The 20,381-nt window shown below is 69.7% G+C and carries 13 protein-coding genes and 1 pseudogene; 11 read left to right on the top strand and 3 right to left on the bottom strand.

Features of this window, described 5'->3' with window-relative positions; genetic code table 11:
- From KAK03_RS25220 to KAK03_RS24370, 7 genes and pseudogenes are all read left to right on the top strand, one after another.
- Positions 1-90 (top strand): annotated as a pseudogene (locus KAK03_RS25220) (biopolymer transporter ExbD); the annotation flags it as partial.
- 20 nt (positions 91-110) lie between these two features.
- Positions 111-1,307 (top strand): tetratricopeptide repeat protein, encoded by a 1,197-nt coding sequence (locus tag KAK03_RS24395; RefSeq protein ID WP_210857289.1) that lies wholly within the window; start codon positions 111-113, stop codon positions 1,305-1,307.
- 20 nt (positions 1,308-1,327) lie between these two features.
- Positions 1,328-2,788, top strand: a complete 1,461-nt coding sequence (gene gtfA, locus KAK03_RS24390) for a sucrose phosphorylase (protein ID WP_210857288.1) — start codon at positions 1,328-1,330, stop codon at positions 2,786-2,788.
- A 212-nt stretch (positions 2,789-3,000) separates the two neighbouring features.
- Complete coding sequence (locus tag KAK03_RS24385) at positions 3,001-5,541, top strand: TonB-dependent receptor domain-containing protein (RefSeq protein WP_210857287.1); 2,541 nt, start codon at positions 3,001-3,003, stop codon at positions 5,539-5,541.
- 137 nt (positions 5,542-5,678) lie between these two features.
- Entirely contained in the window at positions 5,679-7,205 is a 1,527-nt protein-coding gene (locus KAK03_RS24380) for a tryptophan halogenase family protein (protein WP_210857286.1), read from the top strand.
- Positions 7,206-7,276: 71 nt separating this feature from the next.
- Entirely contained in the window at positions 7,277-8,752 is a 1,476-nt protein-coding gene (locus tag KAK03_RS24375) for a glycoside hydrolase family 32 protein (RefSeq protein ID WP_210857285.1), read from the top strand.
- 97 nt (positions 8,753-8,849) lie between these two features.
- Positions 8,850-11,225 carry an MGH1-like glycoside hydrolase domain-containing protein gene (locus KAK03_RS24370; RefSeq protein WP_210857284.1) on the top strand — a complete coding sequence of 792 codons (2,376 nt, stop codon included), beginning with the start codon at positions 8,850-8,852 and terminating at the stop codon, positions 11,223-11,225.
- A gap of 7 nt (positions 11,226-11,232) precedes the next feature.
- On the opposite strand, the gene KAK03_RS24365 is transcribed toward KAK03_RS24370, so the two are convergent.
- The 3 genes from KAK03_RS24365 to KAK03_RS24355 all read right to left on the bottom strand — a co-directional run bounded on the left by KAK03_RS24365 (position 11,233) and on the right by KAK03_RS24355 (position 14,374).
- Positions 11,233-12,555 (bottom strand): ABC transporter substrate-binding protein, encoded by a 1,323-nt coding sequence (locus KAK03_RS24365; RefSeq protein ID WP_210857283.1) that lies wholly within the window; start codon positions 12,553-12,555, stop codon positions 11,233-11,235.
- Positions 12,556-12,565: 10 nt separating this feature from the next.
- Entirely contained in the window at positions 12,566-13,393 is an 828-nt protein-coding gene (locus tag KAK03_RS24360) for a carbohydrate ABC transporter permease (RefSeq protein ID WP_247661409.1), read from the bottom strand.
- A 72-nt stretch (positions 13,394-13,465) separates the two neighbouring features.
- On the bottom strand, positions 13,466-14,374 hold the full coding sequence (locus tag KAK03_RS24355) for a carbohydrate ABC transporter permease (protein WP_247661408.1): 909 nt from the start codon (positions 14,372-14,374) through the stop codon (positions 13,466-13,468).
- A gap of 172 nt (positions 14,375-14,546) precedes the next feature.
- Between KAK03_RS24355 and KAK03_RS24350 the strand changes: the two genes are divergently transcribed.
- The 4 genes from KAK03_RS24350 to galK all read left to right on the top strand — a co-directional run bounded on the left by KAK03_RS24350 (position 14,547) and on the right by galK (position 20,297).
- Positions 14,547-15,698 (top strand): ABC transporter ATP-binding protein, encoded by a 1,152-nt coding sequence (locus KAK03_RS24350; RefSeq protein ID WP_210857280.1) that lies wholly within the window; start codon positions 14,547-14,549, stop codon positions 15,696-15,698.
- 35 nt (positions 15,699-15,733) lie between these two features.
- On the top strand, positions 15,734-17,905 hold the full coding sequence (locus tag KAK03_RS24345; RefSeq protein ID WP_210857279.1) for an alpha-galactosidase: 2,172 nt from the start codon (positions 15,734-15,736) through the stop codon (positions 17,903-17,905).
- 3 nt (positions 17,906-17,908) lie between these two features.
- On the top strand, positions 17,909-18,952 hold the full coding sequence (locus KAK03_RS24340) for a UDP-glucose--hexose-1-phosphate uridylyltransferase (protein WP_210857278.1): 1,044 nt from the start codon (positions 17,909-17,911) through the stop codon (positions 18,950-18,952).
- A gap of 178 nt (positions 18,953-19,130) precedes the next feature.
- Complete coding sequence (gene galK, locus KAK03_RS24335; protein WP_210857277.1) at positions 19,131-20,297, top strand: galactokinase; 1,167 nt, start codon at positions 19,131-19,133, stop codon at positions 20,295-20,297.
- The last annotated feature ends 84 nt before the right edge of the window (positions 20,298-20,381 follow it).

Here is a 20,381-nt window from a genome sequence, read left to right as displayed (position 1 = left end):
ACCTACAAGCATGTCGCGATGGTGATGGCCGAGGCGCAGCGCCTGGGCGTCACCAAGATCGGCATCGTCGGCAACGAACAGTTCATGTGAGGCCGCGCATGACGAGCCCGATGCTCCGCGCCGCCGCGCTGGCGGCCCTGCTGGCCTGCGGCGCCGCCCAGGCCCAGGACAAGGACGTGCTGCGCCCCGAGGTGGCCAAGCCGCTGCAGGCCGCGCAGGACGCGATCAAGGCCGGCAAGTCGGCCGACGCGCTGGCCCGCGTCAAGGAGGCCGAGGCCGTGCCCGGCCGCACGCCGTACGAGGTCTTCATCACCGACCGCATGAAGGGCTCGGCCGCGCTGCAGGCCGGCGACTCGCCGCTGGCGCAGCAGGCCTTCGAGGCCGCGGTGACCAGTGGCCGCCTGGCCGGCGCCGATCTGCTGGCGGCGCTGAAGACGCTGTCGGCCCTGGCTGTGCGCAACCAGCAGCCGCAGGCCGCGGTGACCTGGGCGCGCCGCTACTTCGCCGAAGGCGGCACCGAGCCCGCGGTGCGCGTGGCCCTGGTCCAGGCGCTATACGCCAGCAACGACCTGGCCGCCACCGCGCGCGAGGTGCTGCCGCTGATCACCGCCGACGAGGCCGCCGGCCGCACCCCCAGCGAGGAGCAGCTCAAGCTGCTGGCCTTCAGCCTGATGAAGACCGGCGACGAGGCCGGCTACACCCAGGCGCTGGAGCGCCTGGTCACCCACCACCCGCGCACCGAGTACTGGGCCGACCTGGTCTCGCGCGTGTCGCGCCGCCCCGGCTTTGCCGACCGCCTGCAGGTCGATGCGCTGCGCCTGGCGCGCCGGGTGGGCGCGCTGGAAGACGCCAGCGAGTACCTGGACCTGGCCCAGCTGGCGCTGCAGGCCGGCGTGCCGGGCGAGGCGCAGGCGGTGGTCGAGGAAGGCTATGCCAAGGGCGTGCTCGGCAAGGGCGCGCAGGCCGAGCGTCACCAGCGCCTGAAGACCGGCGCCGACAAGGCGGTGGCCGACGACAAGTCGGCGCTGGCGGCATCGGAAGACTCCGCCCGCAAGGCCCGCGACGGCGCGCCGCTGGTGGCCATGGGCCAGGCCCTGCTGACCTACGGTCAGGCCGACAAGGGCCTGGCACTGATGGCCGAAGGCCTGGCCAAGGGCGTGCAGAAGCACCCCGACGACGCGCGGCTGCGCTACGGCGTGGCGCTGCTCGCCGCCGGCCAGCGCCCGGCCGCCGAGACCCAGTTCAAGGCCATCACCACCACCGACGGCGCCGCCGACCTGGCCCGCCTGTGGCTGCTGGTGCGCTGATCGACAAGACCCCGAACACCATGAAAAACCAGGTCCAGCTCATCACCTATGTCGACCGCCTCGGCGGCGGCAACCTGCGCACGCTGCAAGGCCTGCTGCGGGGGCCCTTGCAAGGCCTGTTCGGCGGCGTGCACCTGCTGCCCTTCTACTTTCCGATCGACGGCTCGGACGCCGGCTTCGACCCGATCGACCACACCCGCGTCGACCCCCGCCTGGGCACCTGGTCCGACATCGCCGACCTGACGCAGGACGTGGAGGTGATGGCCGACGTCATCGTCAACCACATGTCCTCGGACTCGCCGCAGTTCAAGGACTTCTCGGCGCACGGCAGCGCGTCAGAGTACGACGGCCTGTTCCTGACGCTGGACCGCGTGTTCCCGCAGGGCGCCACCGAAGAGGCGCTGCTCAAGGTCTACCGCCCCCGCCCCGGCCTGCCGCTGACCTATGCGGTGCTGGCCAACGGCGAGAAGCGCATCCTGTGGACCACCTTCACGTCCAAGCAGGTCGACATCGACGTCACCCACCCGCTGGGCCAGGCCTACCTCAGCGGCATCCTGCGCTCGCTGTCCGAGGCCGGCATCCGCATGGTGCGCCTGGACGCCGTGGGCTACGCGATCAAGAAGGCCGGCGACAGCTGTTTCATGATGCCCGAGACCTTCGCCTTCATCGACCGCTTCGCGGCCGAGGCCAAGGCGCTGGGCATCGAGGTGCTGGTCGAGATCCACAGCTACTACCGCCGGCAGATCGAGATCGCCGCGCGCGTGGACTGGGTCTACGACTTCGCGCTGCCGCCGCTGGCGCTGCACGCGCTGATGACCGGCCGCAGCGAGGCCTTGAAGCAGTGGATCGCGGTGCGCCCCACCAACGCACTGACGGTGCTGGACACGCACGACGGCATCGGCATCATCGACATCGGTGCCGACGCTGCCGACCGCGCCGGCAGCCCGGGCCTGGTGCCGCCGGCCGAGCTGGACGCGCTGGTCGAGTGGATGCACGACAACAGCGGCGGCCAGAGCCGCCAGGCCACCGGCGCAGCGGCGTCGAACCTGGACCTCTACCAGGTCAACTGCACCTTCTACGACGCGCTGGGCCGCGACGACGAGGCCTACCTGGCCGCGCGCGCGCTGCAGTTCTTCCTGCCCGGCGTGCCGCAGGTCTACTACGTCGGCCTGCTGGCCGGCCACAACGACATGGACCTGCTCTCGCGCAGCGGCGTGGGCCGCGACATCAACCGCCACCACTACAGCGAGGCCGAGATCGACGCCCAGCTGCAGCGCCCGGTGGTCCAGCGCCTGTGCGACCTGATCCGCCTGCGCAACAGCCACCCGGCGTTCAACGGCCGCTTCGAGCTGCTGGCGGGCGAGGCCCATGAGCTGAACCTGCGCTGGAGCGACGGCGAGCACTGGGCCGAGCTGCGGCTGGATCTGCGGGCGCGCCAGCACCGCGTCACGCACAGCGACCAGGTCCTGGCCGCTGCCTGAGCGCAGTACGTATCGATTGCAGGCAACCCAGCGGGTGGTCACCACCCGCTGCAGCCCGGCGTTGCAGATTCCACCACTCTCCCGGGTAATCCCTGTGTTGCAATCGATTGCTAAACATTTTCAAACCTTATAGATTTCCAACCAAGCCGGCCGATCAAGCACCTGAGCCGGCTCCTTTCCACCGCCACAGACCCTTCCCGCGAGGAGACCTCATGAAGAAGCACCCCCAGGCCCCGCGCCTGAACCAGATCGCCGCCCTGCTGGCCACCTCGTCCTTCGCGGCGATGCTGGCCCTGCCGGCCCATGCGCAGGACGCCAAGCCGGCAGACGCCGCCACTGCCGATGCCAAAGCGGATGCGGTTGGCCTTGACCGCGTCGTGGTGACCGGCACGTCCCAGGCCAAGTCCAAGATGCGCAGCTCGGTCTCGGTGACCGACGTCGACCAGGAACAGGTGACCAACCTCGGCGCACGCTCCGAGGCCGAGGTCCTGAAGCTGATTCCCGGCATCCGCGCCGAGAGCTCCGCCGGCCCCGGTGGCAACTCCAACATCGCCGTGCGCGGCCTGCCGATCGCCTCCGGCGGTGCCAAGTTCGTGCAGTTCCAGGAAGATGGTCTGCCCGTCGTCGAGTTTGGCGACATGAACTTTGGCAACAACGACTACTTCATCCGCTTCGACAACAACGTCGACCGCATCCAGACGCTGCGCGGCGGCTCGGCCGCCACCCTGGCCTCGCAGGCTCCGGGCGCCGTCATCAACTACATCAGCAAGACCGGCAGCGAGCCCGGCGGCTCGGTGGCCCTGACCCGCGGCCTGAACTACAACGAGACGCGCGTCGACGCCGACTATGGCGGCCGTCTGACCAGCGACCTGACCTACCACATCGGCGGCTACTTCCGCGATGGCGAAGGCCCGCGCAAGTCCGACACCAGCTCGCTGCATGGCTACCAGCTCAAGGGCAACATCACCAAGACCTTCAATGGCGGCAAGGGCTATGTCCGCGGCTATTTCAAGGTGCTTGACGAGAACGCCCCGACCTACACCGGCATGCCGGCCGTCGCCAGCGTGAGCGGAACCTCGGTGTCGGGCATGAGTGCGCTGAAGAACTTCGACATCCGCACCGAATCGCAGCTGTCGATCTACAACCAGACCATGCCCACCGCCGACCTGTTCACCGGGCGCGCCGGCGTGGCCAACATCTCGAACGGCATCACCGTCAGCTCCAAGGCCGTCGGCCTGGAGTTCAAGAACGAGATGGACGGCTGGACGGTCGAGGATCGCTTCAAGATCAGCAGCACCTCCAGCTCGTTCCAGACCCAGTTCTGGAGTGCCAACACGCTGGCTGGTGTGCTCGGCAACCTGGGCGGCGCCTCGGCCAAGTACTTCAATGGCGCGCTGGCTGGTCAGACCGTGACCACCGCCAACCTGAAGACCGGCCTGGTCTCGCAGGGTGCGGCGATCAACCAGCAGTCGCCCGACATGGGCCACTTCGCGAACGACCTGAGCGTCAGCCGCAATTTCGACCTCTCGGGCAGCAAGCTCAACGCCAAGGCCGGCCTGTACATGTCCAAGCAGGACATCGTGCAGCAGTGGCAGATCAGCGAGCGTGTGATGGAGATCGGCCACAACGGTGCGCTGATCGACATCTACGACGGTGCGGGCAACGCGCTGACCACCGCGGGTCTGACCGGCTACAACAACCAGTGGGGCGGCTGCTGCGCCCGCGACATCGACGCGCACTACTCCAACACCGCACCCTACCTGGCGCTGAACCTGGAGTCGGGCGACTTCGATTTCGAAGGTGCCCTGCGCCGCGACAACTTCAAGGGCCGTGGCAGCTATGCCGGCGGCAAGCAGGTCGTCGGTGGCGTCGATGTCGACGGCAATGGCACGATCAGTGGCGCCGAGAAGAACGTCTACCTGGTTGACAACATCAACCGCAGCCCGATCAACTACGACACCAGCTACACCTCCTACTCGCTGGGCGCCAACTACCGCGCCACCAAGGACCTGAGCGTCTTTGCCCGTGTCAGCAAGGGTGGGCGCGCCATCGCCGACCGTCTGCTGTTCTCGCCCTTCGTCGACGCCAAGACCGGGGCCCTGACCGCCGGCCTGGAGAACTACGCGGTGGCGACGGTCAAGCAGAAGGAGCTGGGCGTCAAGTACCGCGGCAAGTTCGACGGCGGCAACTTCGGCCTGTTCGCCACGCTGTTCCAGACCACCACCGAAGAGTACGACTACGACCAGACCCGCACCGTCGGTCCCAAGCTCAACGTCAAGGGCTTCAAGGCCAATGGCCTGGAGCTGGAGTCGGCACTGAGCTGGGGGGCCTTCGGCCTGAACGCCAACGCGGTGTACACCGACCAGAAGGTGACCAAGGACCTGGTAGGCACGGCCACGGGCAATAGCACCGTGGGCAAGACCCCGGGCGGTCAGCCGAAGTGGATCTACAGCCTGTCGCCGCGCTACACCTTTGGCCAGGTCACCGTGGGCGGCACGATGTGGGGCCAGACCGCGGTGTGGAACAACGACTTCGACACCGCCCAGGTCGCTGGCCGCGCGATCTTCAACGCCTTTGCCAGCTACCAGCTGAGCGACAACACGTCGGTCAACCTGAACGTCAGCAACCTGTTCAACAAGATTGCCTCGTCGGGTGGCGTTGGCGGCCCGAGCAACCTCAATGGTCAGCAGATCGTCGAGCTGCGCCCCGAGGCTGGCCGCACCGCCAGCGTGACGCTGCGCTACGCCTTCTGACGGCGCTGCGCCGGACAGTGGGCTTCGGCCCCTGTCCGGCCCGCGGCGCCGCCGGCCTGTCGCGAGCGCCCGTGCGGGCTTTCGCGACAGGCCGGCCTCGATCCAGAATCGGACCTTCGCATCTTTCTCGTCCAGCCATGAATGACCTCCAGGACCCCCAGGCACTGCGAGACATCGTGATCGTCGGCGGCGGCTCGGCCGGCTGGATGGCGGCCGCCGCCCTCTCCAAGGCGGTCGATACCCGGCGCTGCCGCATCACGCTGGTCGAGTCCGACGAGATCGGCACGGTCGGCGTGGGCGAGGCCACGATCCCGCCGATCCGCACCTTCAACCAGGTGCTGGGCATCGACGAGGCCGAGTTCATGCGGCGCACCCAGGGCAGCTACAAGCTGGGTATCCAGTTCGTGGACTGGGGACGCACGGGACACAGCTACTTCCACCCTTTCGGCCCGCATGGCCTGGCGTTCGATCTGGCGCCGCTGCACCAGTACTGGCTGCGCTCGCGCCAGCGCCTGCAGCTGCCGGCCATCGACGAGTACTCGATGGCCTGGGCCATCGCGCGACGCAACCGCTTCGCCCGCCCGGTGGGCGACCCGCGTTCGGTGATGTCGAGCTTCGACTACGCCTACCACTTCGACGCCGGCCTGTACGCGCGCTACCTGCGCGAGCTGTCCGAGGCGCGCGGCGTGCGGCGGGTCGAGGGCAAGATCGAGAGCGTCACGCTGCAGCCCGACAACGGCCATGTGGCCTCGGTGCAGCTCGTCGACGGCCAGGTGCTGCCCGGCGACCTGTTCATCGACTGCTCGGGCTTCCGTGGCCTGCTGATCGAAGAGGCGCTGCACACCGGCTACGAGGACTGGACGCACTGGCTGCCTTGCGACCGCGCGCTGGCCGTGCCCTGCGCGTCGGTGCCCGGCGGCTTCACCCCCTACACCCGCTCCACCGCCCACGCCGCCGGCTGGCAATGGCGCATCCCGTTGCAGCACCGCACTGGCAACGGCCATGTCTACTGCAGCCGGTTCATCTCCGACGACGAGGCTGCCGCCACGCTGATGTCTCGGCTCGACGGCCAGGCGCTGGCCGAACCGCGCCTATTGCGCTTCACCACCGGGCGTCGGCGCCTGTTCTGGAACCGCAACGTCGTCGCCCTGGGTCTGGCCAGCGGTTTCATGGAGCCGCTGGAGTCGACCAGCCTGCACCTGATCCAGTCGGGCATCTCGCGCCTGCTGGCGCTGTTTCCCGACCGGCGCATGGATGCGCTCACGCGCGACGAGTTCAACCGCATCGGCATCGAGGAGTTCGAGCGCATCCGCGACTTCATCATCCTGCATTACAAGCTCAACGACCGGCCCGAGCCGCTGTGGCGCGCCTGCCGCGAGATGGCCGTGCCCGACTCACTGCAATGGAAGATCGATCACTTCCGCCGCAGCGGTCGGCTGGTCAGCCGGGGCAATGACCTGTTCGGCCCGCAGAGCTGGCTGGCCGTGCACATGGGCCAGTTCAACGAACCCGAGGGCCACGACCCGCTGGTCGATCTGCGCACGGTCGATGCCGACGCCATGCTGGAGCGTCAGCGCCAGGCCATGGCCCAGACCGCCGAATCGCTGCCCGGTCACGACAGCTTTGTCGCCCAGCACTGTGCCGCGCGGCCCGTCAACGTTTGATGCCTCTCTTGCGACGAGAGTTCTGGGGAGCGACAAGCTCCCCGCTTTTTTTCGGGCTCGCCCTGACCGCCATGTCCAGCCTTGCCCAAGTGCCCGCGGCCACGCCGCAATGGCGCCCCGCCTTCCACTACACGCCGCAGGCAATGTGGATGAACGATCCCAACGGCCTGGTCTTTCACCAGGGCGTGTACCACCTGTTCTACCAGTACCACCCGCACAGTGCCGTGTGGGGGCCGATGCACTGGGGCCACGCCACCAGCACCGACCTGCTGCGCTGGCAGGAGCAGCCGGTGGCGCTGGCGCCCGACGTACTGGGCATGGTCTTCTCAGGCAGCGCGGTGGTCGACGTCGACAATCGCAGCGGCCTGGGCCCCGCTGGCAGCCAGCCGCTGGTGGCCGCCTTCACCCACCATGCGATGGACGCCGACCGCGCCGGCGGCATCACCCACGAGCGGCAGAGCCTGGCCTCCAGCCTCGACGGCGGCCTGACCTGGACCCCTTACGCCGGCAACCCGGTGCTGCCCAACCCAGGCCGTAAGGACTTCCGCGACCCCAAGCTGCGCTGGTTGCCCGAGCGCCAACGCTGGCTGATGGCGCTGGCCTGCGGCGATCGCATCTGTTTCTACAGTGCTGCCGATCTCAAGCACTGGGAACTGGAGAGCGAATTCGGCGCGGGTCTCGGGGCCCATGGCGGCGTCTGGGAATGCCCGGACCTTTTTCCGCTCACCGGGCCCGACGGCCGCCAGCGCTGGGTGCTGCTGGTCAGCCTGACACCGGGCGGCCCCAACGGCGGCTCGGCCACCCAGTACTTCATTGGCGAGTTTGATGGCCACCGCTTCACACCGGACGATACCCAGGTGCGCTGGCTGGACTTCGGGCCCGACAACTACGCTGGGGTGACGTGGTCCGGCGTCGACGACCGCGCGCTGTTCATCGGCTGGATGAGCAACTGGCAGTACGCCACCCAGGTGCCCACCGCGCCCTGGCGCAGTGCGATGACGATCCCTCGCGAGCTGGTGCTGCGCACCGGCCTGGGCGGGCAACTGCTGTTGGCATCGCAGCCAGCGCGCGACATGGCGGCGCTGAAGCAGCCAGCCACGCTGAGCGCGCGCCAGACCACGTTGGCGCAGCCGCTGGACCTGTCGGCTGCGCTGGCGGGCGCCCACGGTCGCTTCATGCTGCGCCTGGCCACCCCTGCGCTGGCCAGCTTCACGATGAGCCTGGAGAACGCGGTTGGCGAGCGCCTGCGCCTGGGCCACGATGCCGACAGCGGCCGCTGGTGGATCGACCGCCGCGCCAGCGGCGAAACCGCATTCCACCCCGCCTTCGCCGCCCAGCACAGTGCGCCGCGACTGGCCGATGGGCCGCCCTCCACGCTGGAGCTGTGGTTCGACAGCGGCTCCGTCGAGTTCTTCGCCGATGGCGGCCTGAGTACCATGACCAGCCTGTTCTTTTCGAACCGGCCCTGGTCCAGCGGCACACTGACCGCTGCGACCGCGATGCCGCTCGACAGCATTGATGTGCACCCGCTAGGTGATGCGCGCTGAGCCGGCTGTCCTGCGAACCCATCCCGTCGCCCTTTGTGCCGTGATGTCGCTCGCCATCGGGCTCACCACACCTTGCCTCGCCACCACGGATACCGTCATGCGCCACACCTTCCCCGCCTACCCCGGCGTCACGAGCCCGCAGGCCGAGCATGTGTCGGTCGCCAGCACACCGCTGCCGGGCGGCGCTCGTCGCTTCAGCATGCAGTCCAGCCAGGCGCAGCGTGACGGCGGCGCCTCGCAGCGCGTGGTCGATGAGCGCCCGGACGCGCCCCGCGTGCAGTCCCCCAGCGCCCTGTTCGACGCCCTCTTCGCACTCGCCCTGGACGACGCCCGGCTGAACAGCGTCGACGAGATACGGGACGCGGCTTACAACGGCGGCGCGCCGATCGCCTGCCGCTGTTTCCAGACCGGCGAGCTGTGGCATTACGTCTGGACGCGTGATCTGTCCTATGCCGCCCACCTCGGCCTGGCTTGGCTGGATCCGCAAAGGTCCGCCAGTTCGCTGCTGTTCAAGACCAGTGACTGGCGTGAGGGTCTGGCGGTGCCTGGCCTGCCCGAGGGCAGCCGGCAGATCGTGCAGGACACCGGCTCGGGGGGTAGCTGGCCGGTCAGTACCGACCGGGTCAGCTGGGCCTGGGCGGCGCAGAGCGTGCTCGACAACCTGGCCGATGCGCCCCGTCGGGCCTTCGCGCAACAGGCGCTGGCTGCCCTGCGCGGCACGGTCGAGGCAGACCGCGTCGCCGCCTTCGACCCACGCTCTGGTCTGTACGGCGGGGAGCAGTCCTTCCTGGACTGGCGCGTACAGAGCTACGCGCCCTGGATCACCGACCAGCTGGCCCGCATGGCGGGCTCGCGGTCGTTGTCCACCAATGTCGGGCACCTGCAGGCGCTTCGGCTGCTGGCGCGTCTGGAGGCCGAGCTGGGCCATGCCGCGAAGGCCAGCCGCTACACTGAGTGGGCCGAGCGGTTGCAGGCGGCCATCGAGCGGGGCTTCTGGCTCGACGACGTGCAGCAATACGCCAGCCTCACCAGCGACGACAGTCCGCCGCTGGCGCTGCACAAGTTCGATCTGTTGGGAACGTCCTTGGCGGTGCTGGCGGGCGTGGCGCCACCGCAGCGCGCGGCCGAAGCGCTGGCGCGCTATCCGCATGGGCCTTTCGGCGCGCCGGTCATCGCCCCGCAGCAACCGGGGGTGCCCGTGTATCACAACCGAGCCATCTGGCCCTTCGTCAGCGCCTACGCCCTGCGCGCCGCCGCCCAGGTGGGCAACAGCGCCGTGGCCGGCCATGCCTTTGACTCGCTGTGGCGCGCGGCGGCGCTGAACCTGTCGAACATGGAGAACCTGGAGTGGCTGACGGCCCAGCCCCATTTCGATGACGGCCCGGTCATCAACTCGCGCCGGCAGCTGTGGTCGGTGGCGGCCTATCTGAGCGCCGTGGCCGAGAGCGTGTTCGGCTGGCGGGTGACGCCTCAGGGCCTGCGCATCGCCCCCTTCCTGACCACGGCCTCGCGCCGTGCCCTGGGTGACGGCGCCGAGGCCCGGTTGAGTGGTCTGCGCTGGCGGGACCGCCGTCTGGACATCGTGCTGCAGTTGCCGCCCCTGCCCGCCGAGGCGGCGGGTCCGGCCCACTACCCGTTCCAGAGCGTGACACTCAACGGTCGGGCGGTCGAGGGTCCGATCAGCGCAGAGCACTTGATCGACGGCGTCAACCGCGTTGACGTGCGCTGCGGCGCGCCGGTGGTCGGCGACAATCGGATCGCCCGAGTGCCCCTGGTTGATCCGATGGACCGAACGGACCCGCGCGTGGTCGCGCCTGATGTGCCGCAGCAGGTGTCGATTGGCCTGGAGGCCGACGCGGTGGTGCTGCGCTTTGCCGCGCCGGCCAGCCGCGAGCCGCTGCGCTTCAATGTCTACCGCGACGGGCAGGCTGTGGCGCGCGGCCTGGATACCACCACCTGGACCGACCTGTCAGCGCGGCCCGGCGTCGTGCATGTCTATGCCGTCGAGGCCGTCGGCACCCAGTCCGGCCACCACTCGCACCTCAGTGCGCCGGTGCGGCTGGAAGGCGGCGCCGTGCAGCGGATGGTGCTGGGCGACTGGTTCGTCCGCAGCACGTCGGGCCCGGTCGGGCTGGAACTTCTGTACGACAACCACGCGCACGAGACCCAGACCGGCATCACCAATGCGGTCAAGCTGCTGCGGGTGCTGGACGCGCAGGGCACCGAGGTCGCCCGCGGCGTCGTCCAGATGCCCCACGTGGAACCGCAGGATGGCCAGCACCCGCTGCGCCTGTCCACGCTGCTGCGGGTCACGCTGCCAGCGGGCCGCTACCGCGCCGAGCTGCTGGATTTCTTCAACATGAGCTACCTGCAGGCCAACGCCCACTACGGTGCCGCTGGCGGCCTGAGCGGCCCGCTGAATCAGGCCGACATCGCCGCGCTGCAGGTCCTGACCTTGCCTGACGTGCCCTGAGGCCACTTCAGCGCGCCGCCAGCGCCCTCGCCTGGCGGTTGGCCTGGATCAGCAGCGGACCGGCGGGCTCGCCGTTGTAGAGGACGCGCTGCATCGCCGAGTCCAGCACCTCGTTGATCTCGGCGGCGTTGGCGACGATCGGCGGCGCGAAGGTCTTGCCTTGCGCGGTGGTCAGGAAGACCCGCGCATCGGCGCCCAGCCGGCCCTGCGCCTGCAGCGCCACATCGGCCAGACCGCGGATCGCCGGGTAGACCACGCCGGCCTGCGCCACCACCTGCTGGCAGGCCGGTGACCCCAGGTAGCGCACCCATTGCCAGGCCTGCTCCGGATGGCGCGTGCCCTTCCAGATGGCATGGCCAATGCCCCCCATCATGCTGGCGCGCTGTCCGACCGGGCCGACCGGCAGCGGCACCCAGGCATGCGGGAACTTCAGCTGCCGCGCCATCTGCCCGGTCATCCAGGCGCCGATCGGCACCACGGCCACGCGGCCCATCGTGAACAGCGTCTCGGCCCCCAGGCGACCCAGCTGCTGCGGCGTGGCCGAGATGCCGCGGCGCGGCAAGCCCGCCAGCCAGTCCAGGGTCTCGGCCAGACGCGGGTCGTCGTAGTGCAGAGCCGGTGACCAGGGCGCATCCTGGAAGCGCCAGCCGTTGGAGACGGCGAAATGGCTCCACTCGGTCTGGCCCATCATGCCGCCGGAGGCCGGCGTCTGGTAACCGAAGACCTTGACGCGGCGCTTGTCGAAGGCGGGATCCAGTGCGTCACGGTCGGCCTCGTCGCGGGTCAGGCGGGCGATCAGCCGGCCGAAGCTGCCGCCGTCGCGCGGGTTCCAGTCCAGGCGCTGCAGCGCCTCGTCGGCGATACCGGCGCGGCGCGTCATGGCCAGGTTGACCAGCAGCGTCACGGTGTCCCAGTCGGCCGGCAGAGCGTACTGGCGGCCCTGGCGGCCCCAGTTGTCGTACAGACCGGGCATGTAGGCGGCGGGATCGACGCGGTCGCGCTGCGCCAATGGCGCGATGTCGAGCAGCACGCCGTTGTCCACCTGCTCGGGGAACTTGCTCAGGTGGTTGGCAAAGACGTCGGGGGCGGTGTTGGCGATGAAGCCGGTGGACAGGCTGCTCCAGTAGTCGTCCCAACCTTGCTGCTGCACCCGCACCTGCACACCGGGATGCAGGCGCTCAAAGTCGCGCGCGCACTGCTGGTACATCGGGCGCTGGCTGGCGTCCCACAGCAGGTGGCGCAGCTGCACCGGGGTGGCTGCGGCGGTGGCGCCGGCCAGGCCGGTGAGCAGCGTGGCGGCCAGCGTGGCCAGGGCGAGTCGTGCGCACATCATCCCGCCCTCACCGACCACCGCTGAACTGCACCGACTCCACCACCCGCCGCCCGAAGGCCAGCAGCAGCAACAGCGTCGGAAGCACGGTGATCGCGCTGGCGGCCATCAGCCCGGACCAGTCGATCTGGCCCTGCGGCGTCTGCGACTTGAAGGCCTGCAGCGCCACCGGCAGCACCTGCATATCCTCACCGGGCGAGACCACGAAGGGCCAGAAGAACTCGTTCCAGGCGCCGATGCCGGTGAGCATGGCGATGGTGGCCAGCGGCGTGGTGGACAGGGGCAGCACGATGCGGCGGAAGATGTAGAAGTGCGAGGCGCCATCCAGCAGCGCCGCCTCCTCCAGGTCACGCGGCACCGACAGGAAGAACTGCCGCAGGAAGAAGATCGAGAAGCCCGACATCAGTGCGAACGGCGCCACCATGCCGCCCATCGTTCCCAGCCAGCCCAGGTCGCGGATCAGGATGAAGTTCGGGATGAACAGCACCACGCCGGGCAGCATCATCGAGCCGATGAAGGCGCCGAAGATCAGACGGCGCCCTGGGAACTCCAGCCGTGCGAAGGCATAGGCCGCCATCGCGCTGTTGGTGGTCTGCAGCAGCACCACCAGCGCGGTGAAGACCACCGAGTTCAACAGCGCGCGAACGAAATTGACCTCGGCGCCAGAGCCGCCCAGCGCCAGACTCTGCTCGGCATCCAGGCCGCCGGCGACGCGCACGAAGTTGACCCACGTCGGATCGCTGGGCCACCAGTCGGCAGCGTGCGCGTACAGTGCCTGAGGGTGCTCGACAGCGGTCTTGAGCATCACCAGCAGCGGCGCCACGGTCAGTGCCAGCATGGCGGTCAGTGCGGCCCAGGCGAGCAGCCGGCCAAGGCTGGGAGGCGGGTTCGAGGAGGCGTGGTCCATGGTTCAGGCCAGGTCGTTCTGGTCGGCGCGCATCAGGCGCATCTGAAGCACCGTGTAGAGCAGCATCACCGCGCAAAGCACCATCGACATCGCCGAGGCGTAGCCCATCTTCAGGAAGCCGAAGGCGTTCTGGACGATGTAGTGCACGATGACGCGCGTGGCGTCCTGCGGCCCGCCCTTGGTGGTGACGGCCACGGTGTCGAAGATCTGCAGCGAACCGGTGACGCTGGTCACCAGCACGAAGACCATCACCGGCCGCAGCAGCGGCAGCGTGATGCGGCGGAACATCTGCCACTCGCTGGCCCCCTCCATCGCCGCGGCCTCGTAGAGCGTGCGCGGGATGTTCTGCAGCCCGGCCAGGAAGAGCATGGCCACCAGGCCCATGTGGCGCCAGACGTTGACTGCCGCCACCGTGGCCAGGGCCTGGTCGGCCCCCGAGAAGAAGGGCTGGCGCTCGCCGCCCAGCTGCTCGATCAGCGCGTTGACCGCACCCAGCGCCGGGTCCAGCATCCACAGCCAGACCAGCGCCACCAGCACGTTGCTCAGCAGGTAGGGCAGCAGCACCACAGACTTGACGAACAGCGAGCGCGTCAAGCGGTCCATCGCCACCGCCAGGCCCAGGCCCAGCACCGTTTGCAGCGGGATGTTCATCAGCGCGTAGCCCAGCGAGAGCTTCATGCCGTGCCAGAAACGTTCGTCGTGCCACAGGCGCTGGTAGTTGGCCCAGCCCACATCACGTGGCGGGCGCAGCAGGTTCCAGTCGGTGAAGCTGATCTCTACCGCACGCAGCGCCGGCAGCGCATAGAACAGCACGAAGCCCAGCAGGGCCGGCGCGATCATGGCCCAGGCCGTCCAGGCTTCGCGACCGGGCAGCGCGGCGCGCCAGGTGGGTCGAGCAGGGGCATCCATCATGAAGCTAATGTTATTAGCATTCATTGCCATCGCCATGGGGGACAACCCGCAAACGATGCCATGCATGGGTACGCCGGTGCAGATGGACACGGGGCCATCCGGGTTATCACCAGTGATTGATAATATTATCAGCGCGACAATCCAGTTCCGCCCCCAGCCTTCCACCGCCCCCATGGCCAGCGTCGAACTCCAATCCGCCCACAAGTCCTACGGCAACGCCGTGGCGGTGCTGCGTGACGTCAACCTGGCCGTGGCCGACGGCGAGTTCTGCGTCTTCGTCGGCCCGTCGGGCTGCGGCAAGTCCACCCTGCTGCGCAGCATCGCCGGCCTGGAACGGCTGAGCAGCGGCCGCCTGCTGATCGGCGGCCGCGAGATGAACGACGTGGCTCCGGCGCGCCGCGGTGTGGCCATGGTCTTCCAGAGCTACGCGCTGTTTCCGCACCTGAGCGTCTACGAAAACCTGGCCTTCGGCCTGACGCTGGCGAAGGTCGACAAGGCGGTGATCGACGCCAAGGTGCAGGAAGCGGCACGCGTGCTGCAACTGCAGCCTTACCTGGACCGCAAGCCCAAGGCCCTCTCGGGCGGCCAGCGCCAGCGCGTAGCCATCGGCCGCGCCATCGTGCGCGAGCCCGGCGTGTTCCTGTTCGACGAGCCGCTGTCCAACCTGGACGCCGCGCTGCGCGCCCAGACCCGCTTCGAGATCGCCCGCCTGCACCGCAGCTTCGGCCAGGCCAGCACGATCTACGTCACCCACGACCAGGTCGAGGCCATGACCCTGGCCGACCGCATCCTGCTGCTGCACGCCGGCGAGGCCGTCGCCCGGCACGGCAGCGTGGCCCAGTTCGGCACGCCGCTGCAGCTCTACCACCACCCGCGCAGCGTCTTCGTCGCCGGCTTCATCGGCTCGCCCAGGATGAACTTCCTGTCCGGCACGCTGTTGTCGGCCGGACCGGCCGAGGCCCGAGTGCGCCTGCGCTGCGGCACCGAGCTGGCGGTGGCCGCTGATGCGCAGCGCCTGACGCCTGGCGCCGAGGTGCAGGTCGGCATCCGGCCCGAGCACGCCGAGGCCGGCGCCGCCACCCAGCACCTGGTGCGCGAGGTACTGTGGCAGGAACGCCTGGGCGACAGCACCTGCCTCTACCTCGACAGCGGCACGCCCGGCCAGCCCTGGGTGCTGCGGGTCGATGGCCGTGCCTGCGCCGAGCCGGGCCAGCGGGTGGCGATGTCGCTGCCGGCCGGCCACCTGCACCTCTTCGATGCCGACGGCTGGGCGCTGGAACGCCGCGTCGAGATCGCCGACCAGTCGCTGGCCCTGGGCGGATGACCGCCCACCCTCCCTGACGCCGAACGCCTGCCAACATGACCTACACCGCCCTGCCCAACAGCCCGGCCGAGTTCCTCGTCCTGCACGGTCGCGACAGCTCCCTGGTGATCGAACACCACGCCGACGAAGGCCCGCTGTGGCGCTACTGGGGACCGCGCCTGGCCGACGGCTGCACGCCCGGCCTGCCCCTGCGCGAGAGCCGACCGCTGCCGTCCTTCATGCTTGACCATGACCAGCCGCTCACCGTGATGCCGGGCTTCGGCGTCGGCTGGTTCGGCCAGAGCGCGCTGCTGGCGCACCGCAACGGGCGTGATTTCTCGCTGGCCTTCCAGCGTGCCGAAGTGCACTGGCGCGAGCCGGGCCGCGCGCTGGAGCTGCTGCTGCACGACGACACCGCACGCCTGCAGGCGCGGCTGATGCTGTCGCTCGACGCGCACGACGTGCTGCGCCTGCAGACCACGCTGAGCAACCTGGGTGATGCGCCCTTGGAGCTCCAGTGGCTGGCCGCCGCCACGCTGCCGCTGCCGGCCGAGGCGAGCGCGGTGCGCAGCTTTGCCGGCCAGCACAACCACGAGTTCCTGCTGCAAGTGGATACGCTGTCGCGCAGCACCTGGCGGCGCGAGAGCCGGCGCGGCCGCACCAGCCATGACAACTGGCCCGGCGCGGTCGTCACCACCCCCGGTGCCACCGAGCACCAGGGCCTGGTCTTCGGCGCCCATCTGGCCTGGTCGGGCAACCACCAGCAGAGCATCGAGTGGCTGCACGACGGCAGCTACCAGTGGCAGCTGGGCGAGTGGCTGGCGCCGGGCGAAATCTTCCTCGCACCCGGCGCGTCGCTGACCACGCCAGAGGTGGTTGCCAGCCTGTCCCCCGCCGGCCTGAACGGCCTGGCCGCCAACTTCCACGCCGAGCTGCGCCGCCGCCTGCCCTGGGCCGGCGGCCGCATGAAGCCGCGGCCGGTGCACCTCAACACCTGGGAGGGCCTGTACTTCAACCACCAGCTGCCGGACCTGATGGCGCTGGCCGATGCCGCCGCGGAGGTGGGCGTCGAGCGCTTCGTGCTCGACGACGGCTGGTTCCTCGGCCGCCACCACGACCGCGCCGGCCTGGGCGACTGGTGGGCCGACCCCAGCAAGTACCCCGATGGCCTGGCGCCGCTGGCGCAGCATGTGGTGTCGCGCGGCATGGAGTTCGGCCTGTGGTTCGAGCCCGAGATGGTCAACCCAGACAGCGAGTTGCACCGGGCCCACCCCGACTGGGCGCTGCAGCTTCACGGCCGGCCCATGCTCACCGCGCGCCACCAGCTGGTGCTCGACATCTCGCGGCCCGAGGTGTCGCAGTACCTGTTCGAGAAGATCGACGCGCTGCTATCCACGCTGCCGATCAGCTACATCAAGTGGGACCACAACCGCGACCTGGCCGCGGCCGGTCTGGCCGACGGCCGACCTGGCTGGCATGTGCAGGTGGGCGCCGCCTACGCGCTGATGCAGCGCCTGCTGGACAAGCATCCCGGGCTGGAGATCGAGAGCTGCTCCGGCGGCGGAGGGCGCATCGATTTCGGCGTGCTGCGCCACACCCACCGCGTCTGGACCAGCGACTGCATCGACGCCGGCTCGCGGGTGCCGATCCAGCGCCACTTCCTGCAGTTCTTTCCGCCCGAGGTGATGGGCGCCCACATCGGCACTGCGCCAGCGCACTCCACCGGTCGCAGCCAGGCCATGGCCTACCGCGGCGCGGTGGCCCTCAGCGGCCACCTCGGCGTGGAGCTGGACGTGCGCCACCTGGACCCCGACACCCGTCAGCAGCTGTGCGGCTGGATTGCGCTGTACAAGCAGTGGCGAGGGCACATCCACACCAGCCGCACCTGGCTGGGCGAGGCCGGCGACCACGTGGTCTGGCAGGTCCACGGCCAACCCGGCGGCGACGACTTCCTGTTCATCAGCCTGCGCACGGCGCCCAGCGGCCACCGCTACCAGCGCACGGCCAAGCTGTCGATGCTGGATGCCGGCGCGCGCTACCGCCTGCGCGTGGTCACGCCCGACGGCCTGCCCGAGAGCCAGCTCTACTGCGGCAGCGCGCCCTTCTTCGACGCCCTGCGCACGCCGGAGGGCGTGGTGCTGGACGGCGACTGGCTGCGGCACGGCGGCCTGCCCTTGCCGCGAAGCCTGGCCGAGACCGGCTTCATCGTCCACCTGCACAAGCTCTGAGCCATGTCTGTCGCCTTTGATCCCGCCGAGCATTCGCACCGGCGCCGCAACCCGCTGACCGGCCAGTGGGTGCTGGTGTCGCCGCACCGCGCGAAGCGCCCCTGGCAGGGCGCCCAGGAGGCCGCCGACGAGCGCCGCGCGCCCGCCCACGACCCCGGCTGCTACCTGTGCGCCGGCAACACCCGGGTCACCGGCGAGCGCAACCCGGACTACCGGGGCCCCTTCGTCTTCACCAATGACTTTGCCGCGCTGATGGCCGACGCCCCGGACGCCCCCGAGGCGGCCGATCCACTTTTCAGCACCCAGGTGGCGCGTGGCACCAGCCGGGTCATCTGCTTCTCGCCCGACCACGGCCGCACGCTGCCCGAGCTGTCGAGCGCCGAGGTGCGCGCGGTGGTCGACACCTGGTGCGCACAAAGCGCCGAGCTGGGCCAGCGTTGGCGCTGGGTGCAGGTGTTCGAGAACAAGGGCGCGGCCATGGGCTGCTCCAACCCGCACCCGCACGGCCAGGTCTGGGCCTGCGACTTCCTGCCCAACGAGGCCGCCACCGAGGACCGCGAACAGCGCGCCTACCGCGCCGCCCACGGCCGGCCGCTGCTGCTGGACGTGGCGCAGCGAGAGGCCGGTGGCGAACGCGTGGTGGTCAGCAACCCGCACTGGCTGGCCATCGTGCCCTACTGGGCCACCTGGCCCTTCGAGACCCTGCTGCTGCCGCGCTTTGAGGTGCAACGCCTGCCGGCGTTGACCGACCCGCAGCGCGACGACCTGGCCGCCGCCGTGCGCGAGCTGACCGCGCGCTACGACAACCTATTCGGGTGCAGCTTCCCCTACTCGATGGGCTGGCACGGCGCGCCCTTCGACGCGGGCGACCATGCCCACTGGCAACTGCATGCGCACTTCTACCCGCCGCTGCTGCGTTCGGCCACGGTGCGCAAGTTCATGGTCGGCTTCGAGATGCTGGCCGAGGCCCAGCGTGACCTGACCCCCGAGCAGGCTGCAGCCCGCCTGCGCGCCCTGCCAGCCACCCATTACCGCGAGCAAGCATGAGCCCGCCGAGCCGCCTCAAGGGCAGATTCCGGAGTGCGCAGCACGAAGGTCCACCAGTGAACCCGCCGAGCCGTCTCAAGGGCGAATTCCGGAGTGCACAGCACGAAGGTACACCATTGAGCACGCCGGGCCGCTCCCAAGTGCGCGTTCCGGAGTGCGCAGCACGGAGGATTGTCCAGTGAACAACCCCTTGATCCAGCGCGCCCTCGCCAGCTACATCGGCGTCTTCGACGCCTCACCCCAGGCCCTCGTGCAGGCGCCTGGCCGCGTCAACCTGATCGGCGAGCACACCGACTACAACGACGGCTTCGTGCTGCCCTGCGCGATCGACTTCCACACCGTCGTCGCCATCGGCCCGCGCCGCGACGGCCGGGTGCGCGTCATTGCGGCCGACTTGAACTACGCCAGCGACGAGTTCGCGCTCGCAGAGACCATCGCCCACGCCGGCCCCCGCTCGGCATGGGCCGACTACGTCCGCGGAGCGGTGCAGATGGCCGTGCGCGAAGGTCTGCCGCTGGCCGGCGCCAACCTGGCCATTGCCGGTGACGTGCCGCAGGGAGCCGGACTGTCCTCGTCGGCCGCGTTGGAGGTGGCGGTGCTGCAGGCGCTCAAGTCGCTGCTGGGCAAGCCGGTGCCCTCGCCCACCCGCATGGCGCAGCTGGCACAGGCCGCCGAGAACGACTTCGTCGGCTGCCAGTGCGGCATCATGGACCAGCTGATCTCGGCCTGCGGCCGCGCCGACCACGCGCTGCTGATCGACTGCCGCAGCCTGGAGGCCCGTCCGACGCCGCTGCCCGACGATCTGGCGGTGATGATCGTGCACTCACGCGTCCGCCGCGGTCTGGTCGAGAGTGCTTACAACGACCGCCGGCAGCAGTGTGAGCAGGCCGCGCAGCATCTGGGCGTCAGCCACCTGCGGGACGCTTCCCTGACCCAGCTGGTGGCCGCTGGCTGGAACATGGATGATGTCGTGTTCCGGCGTGCCCGCCATGTCATCACGGAGAACGCGCGCACGCTGGCCGCCCATGAGGCGCTGACCCGCGGCGACCTGGTGACCATGGGCCGCCTGATGGCCGAATCGCATGTGTCGATGCGAGATGATTTCGAGATCACGGTGCCGGCCATCGACGACCTGGTGGCCTTGCTTCAGGCCGAGATCGGGCCGCAGGGCGGCGCGCGCATGACAGGCGGTGGCTTTGGCGGCTGCTGCGTCGCACTGATGCCGACCGACCAGACCGAGCGCGTGGCTGCCGCCGTCGAGGCCGGCTACCGCAGCCCCGACGGCGAGCCGCCGCGCATCTGGGTCACCCGTGCCGTGGATGGCGCCGGCCCGCTGCCCCGCTGAGCCCGGACCATGCCACGCGTCCTGCTCACCGGTGCCACCGGCTACATCGGCTCTCACACCTGGCTGGCCCTGTGGTCGGCCGGC

This window comes from Ideonella alba (genome assembly GCF_018069845.1).
In the GTDB taxonomy this organism is placed as follows: Bacteria; Pseudomonadota; Gammaproteobacteria; order Burkholderiales; family Burkholderiaceae_C; genus Ideonella; species Ideonella alba.
Note: the sequence above shows the minus strand (reverse complement) of the source record. Positions and strands in the feature narration are given on the sequence as shown.

What these genes read in the sequence shown, in the direction of transcription:
- KAK03_RS24395 (WP_210857289.1), top strand. Translation starts at nt 111, where the DNA reads ATGCTCCGCGCCGCCGCGCTGGCGGCCCTGCTGGCCTGCGGCGCCGCC.
- gtfA (WP_210857288.1), top strand. Translation starts at nt 1,328, where the DNA reads ATGAAAAACCAGGTCCAGCTCATCACCTATGTCGACCGCCTCGGCGGC.
- KAK03_RS24385 (WP_210857287.1), top strand. Translation starts at nt 3,001, where the DNA reads ATGAAGAAGCACCCCCAGGCCCCGCGCCTGAACCAGATCGCCGCCCTG.
- KAK03_RS24380 (WP_210857286.1), top strand. Translation starts at nt 5,679, where the DNA reads ATGAATGACCTCCAGGACCCCCAGGCACTGCGAGACATCGTGATCGTC.
- KAK03_RS24375 (WP_210857285.1), top strand. Translation starts at nt 7,277, where the DNA reads ATGTCCAGCCTTGCCCAAGTGCCCGCGGCCACGCCGCAATGGCGCCCC.
- KAK03_RS24370 (WP_210857284.1), top strand. Translation starts at nt 8,850, where the DNA reads ATGCGCCACACCTTCCCCGCCTACCCCGGCGTCACGAGCCCGCAGGCC.
- KAK03_RS24365 (WP_210857283.1), bottom strand. Translation starts at nt 12,555, where the DNA reads ATGTGCGCACGACTCGCCCTGGCCACGCTGGCCGCCACGCTGCTCACC.
- KAK03_RS24360 (WP_247661409.1), bottom strand. Translation starts at nt 13,393, where the DNA reads ATGCTGGCACTGACCGTGGCGCCGCTGCTGGTGATGCTCAAGACCGCT.
- KAK03_RS24355 (WP_247661408.1), bottom strand. Translation starts at nt 14,374, where the DNA reads ATGATGGATGCCCCTGCTCGACCCACCTGGCGCGCCGCGCTGCCCGGT.
- KAK03_RS24350 (WP_210857280.1), top strand. Translation starts at nt 14,547, where the DNA reads ATGGCCAGCGTCGAACTCCAATCCGCCCACAAGTCCTACGGCAACGCC.
- KAK03_RS24345 (WP_210857279.1), top strand. Translation starts at nt 15,734, where the DNA reads ATGACCTACACCGCCCTGCCCAACAGCCCGGCCGAGTTCCTCGTCCTG.
- KAK03_RS24340 (WP_210857278.1), top strand. Translation starts at nt 17,909, where the DNA reads ATGTCTGTCGCCTTTGATCCCGCCGAGCATTCGCACCGGCGCCGCAAC.